The 12,017-nt window shown below is 71.6% G+C and carries 13 protein-coding genes; 8 read left to right on the forward strand and 5 right to left on the reverse strand.

The features are described 5' to 3' along the window. Nucleotides 1–5 precede the first annotated feature (5 nt). On the reverse strand, nt 6–269 hold the full coding sequence (locus LRS74_RS18825) for a DUF2530 domain-containing protein (RefSeq protein WP_277742086.1): 264 nt from the start codon (nt 267–269) through the stop codon (nt 6–8). Between the two features lie 352 nt (nt 270–621). Here LRS74_RS18825 and LRS74_RS18830 point away from each other — a divergent pair, with 352 nt between their 5' ends. After that, nucleotides 622–2,094: an NCS2 family permease gene (locus LRS74_RS18830; protein ID WP_277742087.1), complete on the forward strand. Its 1,473-nt coding sequence runs from the start codon at nt 622–624 to the stop codon at nt 2,092–2,094. Nucleotides 2,095–2,112: 18 nt separating this feature from the next. Here the strand turns inward: LRS74_RS18830 and LRS74_RS18835 are convergent, their stop codons facing one another. After that, nucleotides 2,113–2,298, reverse strand: a complete 186-nt coding sequence (locus tag LRS74_RS18835; RefSeq protein WP_144386493.1) for a CopG family antitoxin — start codon at nt 2,296–2,298, stop codon at nt 2,113–2,115. Nucleotides 2,299–2,645: 347 nt separating this feature from the next. Here LRS74_RS18835 and LRS74_RS18840 point away from each other — a divergent pair, with 347 nt between their 5' ends. The 3 genes from LRS74_RS18840 (at nt 2,646) to thpR (ending at nt 5,370) form a co-directional block, all read left to right on the forward strand. Continuing rightward, on the forward strand, nt 2,646–3,023 hold the full coding sequence (locus LRS74_RS18840) for a MarR family transcriptional regulator (protein WP_144386525.1): 378 nt from the start codon (nt 2,646–2,648) through the stop codon (nt 3,021–3,023). Between the two features lie 78 nt (nt 3,024–3,101). Continuing rightward, nucleotides 3,102–4,562 (forward strand): MFS transporter, encoded by a 1,461-nt coding sequence (locus LRS74_RS18845; protein WP_277742088.1) that lies wholly within the window; start codon nt 3,102–3,104, stop codon nt 4,560–4,562. Between the two features lie 223 nt (nt 4,563–4,785). Continuing rightward, nucleotides 4,786–5,370, forward strand: a complete 585-nt coding sequence (gene thpR, locus LRS74_RS18850) for an RNA 2',3'-cyclic phosphodiesterase (RefSeq protein ID WP_277742089.1) — start codon at nt 4,786–4,788, stop codon at nt 5,368–5,370. 226 nt (nt 5,371–5,596) lie between these two features. Here thpR and LRS74_RS18855 read toward each other — a convergent pair whose 3' ends face one another. Beyond that, nucleotides 5,597–6,592, reverse strand: a complete 996-nt coding sequence (locus LRS74_RS18855; protein WP_277742090.1) for an aldo/keto reductase — start codon at nt 6,590–6,592, stop codon at nt 5,597–5,599. A gap of 161 nt (nt 6,593–6,753) precedes the next feature. Here LRS74_RS18855 and LRS74_RS18860 point away from each other — a divergent pair, with 161 nt between their 5' ends. The 3 genes from LRS74_RS18860 (at nt 6,754) to LRS74_RS18870 (ending at nt 9,746) form a co-directional block, all read left to right on the forward strand. Further along, a complete protein-coding gene (locus tag LRS74_RS18860; RefSeq protein WP_277742091.1) occupies nt 6,754–7,410 on the forward strand; it encodes a sigma-70 family RNA polymerase sigma factor in 657 nt (218 codons plus the stop codon). Next, nucleotides 7,407–8,507: a CU044_5270 family protein gene (locus tag LRS74_RS18865; protein WP_277742092.1), complete on the forward strand. Its 1,101-nt coding sequence runs from the start codon at nt 7,407–7,409 to the stop codon at nt 8,505–8,507. The genes LRS74_RS18860 and LRS74_RS18865 overlap by 4 nt, the downstream gene beginning before the upstream one ends. 180 nt (nt 8,508–8,687) lie before the next feature. After that, complete coding sequence (locus LRS74_RS18870; protein ID WP_277742093.1) at nt 8,688–9,746, forward strand: hypothetical protein; 1,059 nt, start codon at nt 8,688–8,690, stop codon at nt 9,744–9,746. 32 nt (nt 9,747–9,778) lie between these two features. Here LRS74_RS18870 and LRS74_RS18875 read toward each other — a convergent pair whose 3' ends face one another. Next, entirely contained in the window at nt 9,779–10,234 is a 456-nt protein-coding gene (locus tag LRS74_RS18875; protein ID WP_277742094.1) for a PPOX class F420-dependent oxidoreductase, read from the reverse strand. 40 nt (nt 10,235–10,274) lie between these two features. Continuing rightward, a complete protein-coding gene (gene serC / locus LRS74_RS18880; protein WP_277742095.1) occupies nt 10,275–11,393 on the reverse strand; it encodes a phosphoserine transaminase in 1,119 nt (372 codons plus the stop codon). A gap of 217 nt (nt 11,394–11,610) precedes the next feature. Between serC and LRS74_RS18885 the strand changes: the two genes are divergently transcribed. Beyond that, the gene (locus tag LRS74_RS18885; protein ID WP_186319304.1) at nt 11,611–11,841 is read left to right on the forward strand and encodes a hypothetical protein; all 231 of its coding nucleotides are present in this window, start codon (nt 11,611–11,613) and stop codon (nt 11,839–11,841) included. Nucleotides 11,842–12,017: the final 176 nt, after the last annotated feature.

Genomic DNA, 12,017 nt, shown 5'->3' on the forward strand with positions numbered 1-12,017 from the left:
GGGTTTCAGCCCTCGGTCGCCGGCTCACCCTGCGCGCGGCGGATGGCGGCGTCGCGCTTGCGGACGTACCAGATGCCGATGAGCCCGAGGCCGCCGCCGGCCAGGCAGGTCCAGAGCCACCAGAGGCGGTCGTGGTCGGAGAGCCAGCCGTAGAAGGGGAGCTGGGCGAGGAAGAGGAGGAACCAGAGCACGGTGCCGCCGATGATGGTGGCGACGACGTTGCCCTCCAGGGGCTCGGGGGCCTCGTGCTTGGGGGTCCACTTCGTCATGCGGACAGCTTACGGGGGAGCAGCCGTTGCCCCGGGCCGTGCGCGCGGGCGTACCGAGCGCGGACCGGGCGTACGGGCGTTCGGCCGGGCTGGACGCCCGGCGCGGGCACCCGCCCACACCCCTCGGCACCACCCGTCGGCACTCGCCCCACCCCTCGGCACCCGCCCACACCCGTCGGCACGCGCCGGCTCCCACCCGGCCCGGAGCGTCTACGCGCGGAGATAGCGCCATTCGGCTTATGCATTCATACTGAATCGATCTGGGTCTGACTGGATTTCTTTGTCTGATCATCCAATCAGGCCCGGTTTCTTTTGCCCTGATTCCGAAGCTCCCCGCATCACGAGGTCATCCATGTCCCCCTCCGCCACGGCTCCGGTCGACGCCAAGCAGCCCCCGCCGGAACCCGCACCGCCCGTCGGCCGGATGGACGGGTTCTTCCGGATCACCGAGCGGGGGTCGACGGTCGCGCGCGAGATGCGTGGCGGTCTGGCGACGTTCTTCGCGATGGCCTACATCATCGTGCTGAACCCGATCATCCTCGGGTCGGGCACGGACAAGTTCGGGCACCAGCTGGAGAACGGGGAGTTGGTCACCGCGACCGCCCTGATGGCGGGGCTGACCACGCTCCTCATGGGCGTCATCGGCAATGTGCCGATCGCGCTCGCGGCCGGGCTCGGCATCAACGCCGTGGTCGCGCTCCAGCTCGCGCCCCGGATGAGCTGGCCGGACGCGATGGGCATGGTGGTCCTGGCGGGCCTGGTGCTGATGATCCTGGTCGCCTCGGGTCTGCGGCAGCGTGTGATGGACGCGATCCCGCGCGGGCTCCAGCGGGCGATCGCGATCGGCATCGGCCTGTTCATCGCGCTGATCGGCCTGGTCGACGCCGGCTTCGTGACCCGTAACCCGGACCGTGCGCACACCACCGTGCCGCTGGGGCTGGGCATCGACGGGCGGCTCCAGGGCTGGCCGGTGCTGGTCTTCGTGCTCGGTCTCGCCCTCACCTTCGTGCTGGTCGTCCGCAGGCAGCGCGGCGCGATCCTCATCGGCATCGTGGTCAGCGCCTCCTTCGCGATCATCCTCAACTCGCTGGCCACCATCCCGGACGAGGACTGGGGTCTGAGCGTCCCGCGGGTGCCGGACCAGGTGGTCGACACCCCGGACTTCGGCCTCATAGGCGACGTCAGTCTCTTCGGCGGCTTCCACGAGGTCGGCATCCTCACCGGCTGCCTCTTCGTCTTCACCGTGCTGCTGTCCGGCTTCTTCGACGCGATGGGCACCATCATCGGCGTCGGCGAGGAGGCCGGGCTGACCGACGAGCGCGGTCAGATGCCGGGCATGGGGCGGATCCTGATGGTCGACGGCGTCGCCGTGGCCGGCGGCGGCTTCGGCTCCTCCTCGGCCAACACCTGTTTCGTGGAGTCCACGGCGGGCGTCGGCGAGGGCGCGCGGACCGGCCTCGCCAACATCATGACCGGCGGCCTCTTCCTGCTGGCGCTCGTCTTCACCCCGCTGGCGAAGGTGGTGCCCTCACAGGCCGCCACCCCGGCGCTGGTGGTCGTGGGCTTCCTGATCATGGCGGCCAACGTCAAGGAGATCGACTGGAACGACTCCACGATCGCCGTTCCGGCCTTCCTGACGATCATCTGCATGCCGTTCACGTACAGCATCACCAACGGCATCGGCGTGGGCGTGCTGGCCTTCATCCTGCTGCGGATCGCGGTCGGCCGGGCGCGGGAGATCCCCTGGCTGCTGAACGCCGTGGGGCTCTGCTTCCTGGTCTACTTCCTGCTCGACCCGATCGAGCAGCTGCTGGGAGTCCAGTAGCGGCGGCGACTCGGTACCTCAGGGGACCTCGCGGTAGAACCGCTCGGTCTCGTCGACGGCCGTCTTGAAACGTTCGTCGAAGTCATCGCGGATGAGCGTCCGGACCACATAGTCCTGGACGCTCATTCCGCGTTTGGCGGCGTGCTGCCGGAGGCGCTCCAGCAGCTCCGTGTCTATCCGCAGGCTGAGCACTCTTGATCCCATGCCGTCAGCCTCGCGGGGGCCCTACTTCACCGCGTCGGTTTCCGGTCGGTCCTCACTCGTTCGGGGGAGGGGGTGCCCTCCCGTTAACCCGGTTTCTTTAGGCGAGGTAATGAGTTATGCTAAAGAACATGCCGGATCTGTCCCCCCTTCCGCGACCGGCGGAGGAGTTCCCCGAGGAAGCGGTCGACCCCGACGAACGGGTCGGGGCCGAATCCGCCGCCCCGCAGGCGGCCGCCGACCGCCACGACGGACACCACGACGACCGTCATGACGACGCTCGTCATGACGAGCGACCCGCCGCGCGCGACGCCGACGCGGTCGCCGTGGACCAGCTGCGCTCCGCCGTGATGCGGCTGGGGCGGAGGCTGAAGCACCAGCGCGTGGACGAGTCGCTCAGCCCCACCGAGATGTCGGTGCTGGGCACCCTGGCGCGCTGTGGCTCGGCCACCCCCGGGGAGCTGGCCCGCAAGGAGCACGTCCAGCCGCCGTCGATGACCCGCATCGTGGCGCTGCTGGAGGCCAAGGGACTGGTCAGGCTGGAGCCGCACCCCGAGGACCGGCGCCAGAAGGTGGTGTCGCAGACCGAGCAGGCCGAGGCCATGCTCGAAGAGAGCCGCCGCAAGCGCAACGCGTGGCTGGCCGAGCTGGTCGGGGAGCTGACCGAGGACGAGCGGGCGACGCTGCGCGCCGCCGCGCCCGTGCTGGAGAAGCTGGCGCACCTGTAGCACGCACAAGCACACGGCACACCGAGCACGGCTGGCAAGCGCAGCGCTTACCACCCGGTCCGAGGAGGCGAACGCACCTTGAGTACGGGACCCGGAGCAGACTCCGCACCCGCACCGAACCCCGACTCCCACCCCCACCCCCACCCCCACCCCCACCCCGACCCCGACGCCGGATCGGACTCCGCCCGCGTCGGCACCCACCCGGATCTGACGAAGCGCTCCGCCGAGCCCGCCCCCCGCGGGATGTTCAGCTCGCTCAAGGTCCGCAACTACCGGCTCTTCGCCACCGGTGCCGTCATATCCAACACCGGCACCTGGATGTCCCGCATAGCCCAGGACTGGCTGGTCCTCAGCCTCACCGGATCCTCCGCCGCCGTGGGCATCACCACGGCCCTGCAGTTCCTGCCCATGCTGCTGTTCGGGCTCTACGGCGGCGTGATCGCCGACCGCTATCCCAAGCGGCGCATCCTGCTCATGACCCAGTCGGCGCTCGGCGCCTGCGGCCTGGCGCTGGCCGCGCTCACCCTCAGCGGCCATGTGCAGGTCTGGCATGTGTACCTCTTCGCGTTCCTGCTCGGCCTGGTCACCGTGGTCGACAACCCGACCCGCCAGGCGTTCGTCGCGGAGATGGTCGGCCCCCAGGACCTGCGCAACGCGGTCAGCCTGAACTCCGCGAACTTCCAGTCCGCCCGGATGATCGGCCCGGCGATCGCCGGTGTCCTGATCACCGCCGTCGGCAGCGGCTGGGCCTTCCTGCTCAACGGCCTGTCCTTCGGCGCCCCGCTGATCGGCCTGCTGATGATGCGCCCCGCCGAGCTGCACAGGATGGAACGCGCACCGCGCGGCAAGGGCCAGCTGCGGGAGGGCCTGCGGTACGTGGCCGGACGCCCCGAGCTGCTCTGGCCGATCGTCCTGGTCGGCCTGGTCGGCACCTTCGGCTACAACTTCCCGATCTGGCTGAGCGCCTTCGCCGACGACGTCTTCCACGCCGGCCCCGGCACCTACGGCCTGCTCAACACCCTGATCGCGATCGGCTCGCTCACCGGCGCGCTGCTCGCCGCCCGGCGCGCGACCTCGCGGCTGCGGTTGATGGTCGGCGCGGCGCTGCTGTTCGGCGTCCTCCAGATGGCGGCGTCCCTGGCCCCGTCGTACTGGCTCTTCGCCGCGCTGATGGTCCCGATCGGCGTCTTCGGCCTGACCTTCCAGGTCACCGCCAACTCCAGCGTTCAGCTGGCCACCGATCCCGCGATGCGGGGCCGGGTGATGAGCCTGTTCATGATGGTCTTCGTCGGCGGCACCCCGCTGGGCGGCCCGCTGGTCGGCTGGCTGACCGACGCCTACGGCGCCCGCGTCGGCTTCCTCGTCGGCGGCACGGTCTCCGCCCTGTCGGCCCTCACCGTCGGCCTGGTCCTGATCCGACTGGGCGGCCTGCGGCTCCGCGTCGACCTGCGGCGCGGCGAGGGCGGCCGGCGCTTCGCCTTCGTGCCCAGGGACCCGGCACCCACGCCGGAGCCCGAGCGGGTGACGACGGCGGCCTGACCCGCGCGGCCCGCGCCCCGCGGCCCGCCCCCCCCGGTGTACGGGACGCCTGGAGCCCGCTTTGCCCGCTAGGGGCGTCCGCGTCCCTTGCCTGTCGGGCGCGGGCGCCGGTGGCCGCGCGCGGGTCCGGTGGCGCCCACCCGTTCCGCCCCGGCGGAACGACCGACGGCGCGAACGCCCGCGGACCGCGCCGCGTCGGCGTCCGGCGCGGGAGACTCGACGGGTGAGACTCTTCACCGCGGTGATCCCGCCCCCGGAGGCCCTCGCCGAGCTCGCCGCCGAGTTCGACGTCCTGCGTCGGCTGCCCGACGCGGACCGGCTGCGTTGGACCGAGCGGGCGGGCTGGCACTTCACCCTCGCCTTCTACGGGGAGGTGGCCGAGGACATCGTCCCCGAGCTGCGCGAACGCCTCGCCCGTGCCGCCCACCGGGCCCGGCCGCACGAGCTGTGGCTGGCGGGCGGCGGGCGCTTCGGCAACCGGGTGCTGTGGGTCGGCGCCGACGGCGACCTCTGGCCGATGCGTAGCCTCGCCGACGCCACGGCGGCCGCCGGTCGCCGGGCCGGTGCCGCCGTGGACGAGCACCGCCCCTACACCCCGCATCTGACCATCGCCCGCGGCCGCGGCCGGGGGCGTCACTACCGGGGCGAGGTCGACCTGGTGCCCTTCGCCGCCGAGCTCCTCGACTTCGCCGGTGACCCCTGGACCGTCGAGGAGCTGTGTCTGGTCCGCAGCCATCCGCCCACCCCGGGGGAGCGCGGGGCGCAGCCGCGCTACGAGACGATCGGGAGCTGGGCGCTGGGCCGCTGAGCCGTCCGGTTAACCTCGAAGTGTGGATCCCAAGACCAGAAACATGATCATGAGCGGTGGGCTCGTGTTGTTGCTCATCGTCGTGGCCGTGGCGGCGGCCTTCGGCTAGCCGCCCGCGACGGGGGCATCGCCCGTGCCCGGCTCCGGGCCGAGCGCCGCCCCCGCCGCCTCACCGACCTATCGCCTCATCGCCTTCCCGTCCCACCGCCCCATGACAGCGGCCGCCTCACCAGGCGAACGCCTCCGGGGACTCCCCGGGCCCGGGGAAGATCTCGTCCAGTCCGGCCAGCAGCTCGGGGCCCAGCTCCAGCTCGACCGCCCGCAGCGCCGAGGCCAGCTGCTCGACCGTGCGCGGGCCGACGATCGGCCCGGTGACGCCCGGCCGGGTCAGCAGCCAGGCCAGCGCCACCTCGCCGGGCTCCAGGCCGTGCTTGTCCAGCAGGTCCTCGTAGGCCTGCACCTTCTCCCGCATCGCGGTGTCCCGCAGCGACGTCGCGCTGCGCCCCTCGGCGGTGCGCCCGGCCCCGCCCTCGCGTTCCTTACGGAGCGCGCCGCCCAGCAGCCCGCCGTGCAGCGGGGACCAGGGGATGACGCCGAGCCCGTACGCCCGCGCCGCCGGGATCACCTCCATCTCGGCCCGCCGCTCCGCCAGGTTGTACAGGCACTGCTCGCTCACCAGCCCGTACGAGCCGCGCCGCCGGGCCGTCTCGTTGGCCTGGGCGATGTGCCAGCCCGCGTGGTTGGAGGACCCCACGTAGAGGATCTTGCCCTGCTGCACCAGCACGTCGACGGCCTGCCAGATCTCCTCCCACGGCGTCGACCGGTCGACGTGGTGGAACTGGTACAGGTCGATGTAGTCCGTCCCCAGCCGGCGCAGGCTGGCCTCCACCCCGCGCCGGATGTTCAGCGCCGAGAGCCTGTCCTCGTTGGGCCACGGCGCCCCCTCGACGCCCATGTTCCCGTACACCTTGGTCGCCAGGACGGTCTTCTCCCGTCGCCCGCCCCCCTTGGCGAACCAGCTCCCGATGATCTTCTCGGTACGGCCCTTGTTCTCGCCCCAGCCGTAGACGTTCGCCGTGTCGAAGAAGTTGACCCCCGCCCCCAGCGCGGCGTCCATGATCGCGTGACTGTCGGCCTCATCCGTCTGCGGACCGAAGTTCATCGTGCCGAGCACGAGTCGACTGACCTTGAGTCCGGTGCGTCCGAGCTGTGTGTACTCCATGAACCCTTAGCCAACGGCTTGGAGTGCGCTCGAATCAAGGGTGCGCGCCGACCGACCGGCGCGGCGGGACGGCCGTGCGGTCGCGCGCCCGGGGGAGATGTGACGGGAGTCACGGGAAGTCGGTGGGTGGTGCCGAACAGCTCATGGAGGTGAGCACTCAAATGCGTACCCGGGTACGGGCCGGGGATCCGAGCGCGTTCGCGGAGCTTTTCGACAGCTATGCCCGTGCGGTCTACAACCACGCCTTCCGGCTGACCGCCGACTGGTCGACGGCCGAGGACGTGATGGCCGCGACCTTCATGGAGGCGTGGCGGCTGCGCGACAGGGTGGAGCCCGAAGGCGGCTCCCTGCGGCCCTGGTTGCTGGGCATCGCCACCAACACCGCGCGCAACCAGTACCGGAGCAACCGGCGCTACCGGGCGGCGGCCAACGCCGCCGCGTCGGCCGAGCTGTCGGTGCCCGACCACGCCGACGAGGTGGCCGATCGGGTCGACGACCGGCGGCGCCTGGCGAAGGCCCTGACCGCCCTCGCCTCGCTGCGCAGGACGGAGCGCGAGGTGGTGGCGCTGTGCCTGGGGGAGGGCCTGGACTACGCGGCCGCGGCCGAGGCCCTCGGCATTCCGGTCGGCACCGTCGCCTCCCGCCTGTCCCGGGCCCGCCGGAAGCTCCGGGCGCTCGCGGCCGACGAACCGGCCGGCCCGGCCGCCGCGCCGGCGCCGAAACTCATCCGCGGAAAACGGGAAGGCGGCCTTTCGGGCCGACAGACAAGAGGCGATCACGCCCATGTGGTCCGGCCTGCGCAGGGAGGAAACCGATGAACGCGAACACGTCCGGGCAGCGTCCTGCCGAGTGGGAAGAGGGCGCGCGGCTGCTGTCGCAGACGACGCGTGACCTGCCCGCGGGCCGTCACCGGTTCCACAAGGAGCAACTGATGGCCCAGATTCAGCGGGAACAGCGTACGGAGACGGCGGCCCCGGCCCCGGCGAGGACACGGCGCTTCCGGCTGCCGCGCCCGGCGATCGCCCTGCCCGCCATCGCCGCCGCCCTGGCCGGGACGGTCGTCGCCGTCCTGGCGATGCCCGGTGACAACGGAGCCGGCGCGGGAGGCGGCGGCCTCGCCACCGGACCGGCCCTGACCACCCCGGTCGGCGCCGCGACCACCAACGGGGTGCCGCAGCTGCTCGACCGGATCTCCCTGGCGGCGGCCGACGAGCCCCACCCGGTCGTGCGGCCCGGCCAGTACATCTACGTCGAGTCCCAGACGGCGGAGACCTTCCCCAGGACGGTCGGCGACAAGACCACCCTGGTCAGCCACGCGCTGCACCGCCGCCAGATCTGGACCTCTCCGGACGGCACCAAGGGCTGGCTGATCGACCCGGGCGTCAACGAGGACCCCGAGGGAGAGACCCTGAGCCTCCCCGACGAGCTGGGCAACGCCCCGAAGGCCGGCCTGAACTCCCCCTCGTACGACTACCTGGCCAAGCTCACCACCGACCCCGACAAGCTGCTCGCCAAGATCTACGAGGAGACCAGGGGCATGGGCAACTCCCCGGACCAGCAGGCGTTCACCACCATCGGTGATCTGCTCAACGAGAGCTACCCGCCCGCGGAGCTGTACCCGGCGCTGTTCAAGGCGGCCGCGAAGATCCCCGGAGTCGTCGTCGTGAAGGACGCGGTGGACGCGGTGGGCCGGCACGGGGTGGCGGTGGCCCGGTTGGACGAGCACGGCGGCCAGCGCGAGGAATGGATCTTCGACCGGAAGACCCATGTCTTCCTGGGCAAGCGCACCGTTCAGGTGAAGGGGAACAGCGGGGAGGACGGCGTGATCAAGCCCGGCACGGTCACCGGCACCAGCGCCGTCACGTACCGGGCCATCGTGGACGGCATCAAGCGCACCCCGTCCCAGGCGGACTGACGCACCCGCGGGCTGACGGGCCCTGGGCTGACGCGCCTTCGGAGGAGCGCGCCCCGCACCGGCGTGTGACGGCCGGCCCCGATCTCCGGGAGCCGGCCGTCCCGCCGCGGCTCGGGACTTCGCCCCGGGGATCGGTTTCGGAACCGCTCGGACGCGACAGGGCCGCATATCTTTGAGGGCATGCGTGCGCTCCTCACCTCGCTCGGCGTGGCCGGGCTGATCGGCCTCGGGCTGACCGCCGTCGCCCCCGCCGCCGTCGCCGACGACTCCCCGTCCTCGTTCACGATCGAGGACCCGAAGATCACGGAGTCCAGTGGGCTGGCGGCCAGCCGGGTGCACCCGGGGGTGTACTGGACGCACAACGACAGCGACGACGGCCCGTACATCTACGCCGTGGACAGCAGGACGGGCCGCGTCGTGGCCACCGTCACGATGCGCGGGATCGGTGATCCGCGCGACGTGGAGGCGATCTCGATCGGGCCGGACGGCGATGTCTACGTGGGTGACATCGGGGACAACCTGAACGGCACCTGGCCCAAGGTGTGGATCTACCGCTTCCCGGAGCCGAAGCAGCTGCGGGACGTGACGGTGAAGGCGACGCAGTTCACGGTGCGGTACGAGGACGGACCGCGTGACGCGGAGGCGCTGATGGTGCACCCGGTGACCGGCCGGGTGTACATCGCCAGCAAGAGCCAGGACAAGGGCCGGCTGTACGCGGGGCCGGAGCGGCTGTCGACCTCGGGGGAGAACGTCTTCCGCCGGGTGATGGACCTCGGCGACTGGGGCTTCGACAAGGGCGTGACGGACGGCGCCTTCTCGCCGGACGGCAGCCGGCTGGTGCTGCGCGGCTATATCTCGGTGGTGGAGTACCGCTGGAAGAAGGACGGGAAGCCCACGCCGCTGGAGCAGTCGCCGCCGATGCCGTTCCTGCGGCAGGGGGAGTCGGTCACCTTCACCCCGGACGGCGGCACGCTGATGTACGGGTCGGAGGGTGAGCGGAGCCCGGTGAAGGCCAAGGAGCTCGACGGCGAGCTGCTGCCGGACGCGACGGCGAAGGCGCGGGAGCAGGGCGACGACGGCAAGGGCGGCGGCGGCTCCGAGTCGGACGACGGCGGCTCGGGCGGCGGCGACGACCGCAGCGTCCTGGTGGGCGCGCTGGCGGTCGGCGCGCTCGCGCTGGTGTTCTTCGGAGCGCGGGGCAAGGGGAAGGGGAAGGGCAAGCGGCGCGCCGGCGACTGACCTGGTCACGCCGCCCGCCTGACGGGCGGGGGCTAGAACATGCCCGTACCGCCGCCCTCGATCGTCCGTTCGTCCTCGGCGAGCAGCCGCACCTCGTAGTGGAGGGTCCGGTCACGCTTGAGCCGGTGGGCCAGCGGCACGAGGAGGCCGTGGGTGAGCGGGTACTTGCGGGTCAGACACCGGGCGGCGTGCCGGTCCTCGCCGCCGCCCTGCGCGAGCAGATGGACATGGGCCTTGACCGAAGGCCCCGTCGCCCTGCCGCGCAGGGTGGACGGCGCGAGCTCCACCCGGGGGTTGTTCCGCATCCGCCGTGCCTTCCAGGCGTGGCCGAAGGTGCGGATGTACGCGTGGTCCCCCTCCACCGCGATGTTCACCGGCGTGCCGACGGGCGTGCCGTCCCGCTTGTAGGTGGTGAGCAGCACGGCGTACTGCTTCTTGAAGCGGGAGATGGTGGGCGGGGGACCCGGTGGTGGCTGCGCGGTCGTCATACCTCCATGGAGGCACAGAAACCGCGGTTGTACGACTGCGCTACAGCCGTTCGATGACGTAGTCCACACAGGCCGTCAGGGCCTCGACGTCCGCCGGGTCGATGGCAGGGAACATCGCCACGCGCAGCTGGTTGCGGCCCAGCTTGCGGTACGGCTCGGTGTCGACGATGCCGTTGGCGCGCAGCGCCTTGGCGATCGCGGCGGCGTCGATGTCGTCGTTGAAGTCGATGGTGCCGACGACCTGCGAGCGCTTGGCCGGGTCGGTGACGAACGGGGTGGCGTGCTTGGAGGCTTCCGCCCAGCCGTAGAGGGCGCGCGCGGAGGCGGCGGTGCGGCCCACGGCGAAGTCGAGACCGCCCTGGCCGTTGATCCACTCCAGCTGCTCGTTGAGCAGGAAGAGGGTGGTGAGGGCCGGGGTGTTGTACGTCTGGTTCTTGCGCGAGTTGTCGATCGCGGTGGGCAGCGAGAAGAACTCGGGGATGTGGCGGCCGGAGGCGTGCACCCGCTCGGCGCGCTCCAGGGCGGCCGGGGAGAACGTCGCGAGCCACAACCCGCCGTCGGCGGCGAAGGACTTCTGCGGCGCGAAGTAGTAGACGTCGCTCTGGGTGATGTCGACCGGCAGACCGCCCGCGCCGGAGGTCGCGTCGACCAGCACCAGCGAGCCGGCGTCGGCGCCGGGGACCCGCTGGATGGGGAGGGCGACACCGGTGGAGGTCTCGTTGTGGGTGAGGGCGTAGACGTCCACGCCCGTCTCGGCCCGCGGGGTCGGGTGGGTGCCGGGGTCGGAGGAGATCAGCGTCGGCTCGTCCAGCCAGGGCGCGGCCTTGGCGGCCTTGGCGAACTTCGAGGAGAACTCGCCGAACGTCAGGTGCTGGGACTTCGCCTCGATCAGACCGTGGGTGGCGATGTCCCAGAAGGCGGTGGAGCCGCCGTTGCCGAGGATCACCTCGTAGTCGTCGGGCAGCGAGAAGAGCTGGCGCAGGCCGTCCCGCACCTTGCCGACCAGGTTCTTGATCGGGGGCTGGCGGTGAGAGGTGCCCAGCAGTGAGGAGCCGGTGGCGGCCAGGGCGCTGAGCGCCTCGGTGCGTACCTTGGAGGGACCCGAGCCGAAGCGACCGTCGGCGGGCTTGATGTCAGCGGGAATCTGGATCTCAGCCACGGGCGCAGCCTAATCCGTTCGAACTCCGGTGTCGGTAGCGCGTCCAGTCGATGAGACGTGTTTCGCGCCTGTTCGAGACGGCGACGACCTCGGGAAACGTCGGGAAACGTCGACCTACGGTCGGATGATCTTGCGTGACCTCTCACCGTATCGCTCGATAACCACACCGGAGGGCCCGAGCGGCCGAAGACAGCGGACGAGGAAAGCAGGGAGACGCGTGAGCAGCGAGCGCGCACTGGTGCGGTGGGTCGTCGGGGCGGCGACGACGGCGGTGGCGACGGCCTCGGCGGTGGGGCTGTCGGCGGGGGCGGCACACGCCGACGAGTACCCGAAGGACTCGCACAACGGGGCGCGCTTCGCGGTGGTCAACACCGGTCAGATCGACGACCCGATGGAGGACGTGCTGGAGCACTTCCTCCTCTGGGGCGACGGCTACACCTGGGACTGATCCCGGGACCGGCCCTGGAGCGGATCCGGGGCCGGACCCGGGTTCCGGGGCCGGACCCGGGTTCCGGGTCCGGGTCCGGCCCCGGGGTCGGCGGCCGACGGCCGGCGTGGTCCACCGCCGTCGTCCCCGACAGGATCCACCGTCGTCCCCGGCGTGACGGGGTCGACGGTGGACAC

It is taken from the genome of Streptomyces sp. LX-29, from assembly GCF_029541745.1.
Taxonomy (GTDB): domain Bacteria; phylum Actinomycetota; class Actinomycetes; order Streptomycetales; family Streptomycetaceae; genus Streptomyces.

What these genes read in the sequence shown, in the direction of transcription:
- LRS74_RS18825 (WP_277742086.1), bottom strand. Translation starts at nt 269, where the DNA reads ATGACGAAGTGGACCCCCAAGCACGAGGCCCCCGAGCCCCTGGAGGGC.
- LRS74_RS18830 (WP_277742087.1), top strand. Translation starts at nt 622, where the DNA reads ATGTCCCCCTCCGCCACGGCTCCGGTCGACGCCAAGCAGCCCCCGCCG.
- LRS74_RS18835 (WP_144386493.1), bottom strand. Translation starts at nt 2,298, where the DNA reads ATGGGATCAAGAGTGCTCAGCCTGCGGATAGACACGGAGCTGCTGGAG.
- LRS74_RS18840 (WP_144386525.1), top strand. Translation starts at nt 2,646, where the DNA reads ATGCGGCTGGGGCGGAGGCTGAAGCACCAGCGCGTGGACGAGTCGCTC.
- LRS74_RS18855 (WP_277742090.1), bottom strand. Translation starts at nt 6,592, where the DNA reads ATGGAGTACACACAGCTCGGACGCACCGGACTCAAGGTCAGTCGACTC.
- LRS74_RS18860 (WP_277742091.1), top strand. Translation starts at nt 6,754, where the DNA reads ATGCGTACCCGGGTACGGGCCGGGGATCCGAGCGCGTTCGCGGAGCTT.
- LRS74_RS18865 (WP_277742092.1), top strand. Translation starts at nt 7,407, where the DNA reads ATGAACGCGAACACGTCCGGGCAGCGTCCTGCCGAGTGGGAAGAGGGC.
- LRS74_RS18870 (WP_277742093.1), top strand. Translation starts at nt 8,688, where the DNA reads ATGCGTGCGCTCCTCACCTCGCTCGGCGTGGCCGGGCTGATCGGCCTC.
- LRS74_RS18875 (WP_277742094.1), bottom strand. Translation starts at nt 10,234, where the DNA reads ATGACGACCGCGCAGCCACCACCGGGTCCCCCGCCCACCATCTCCCGC.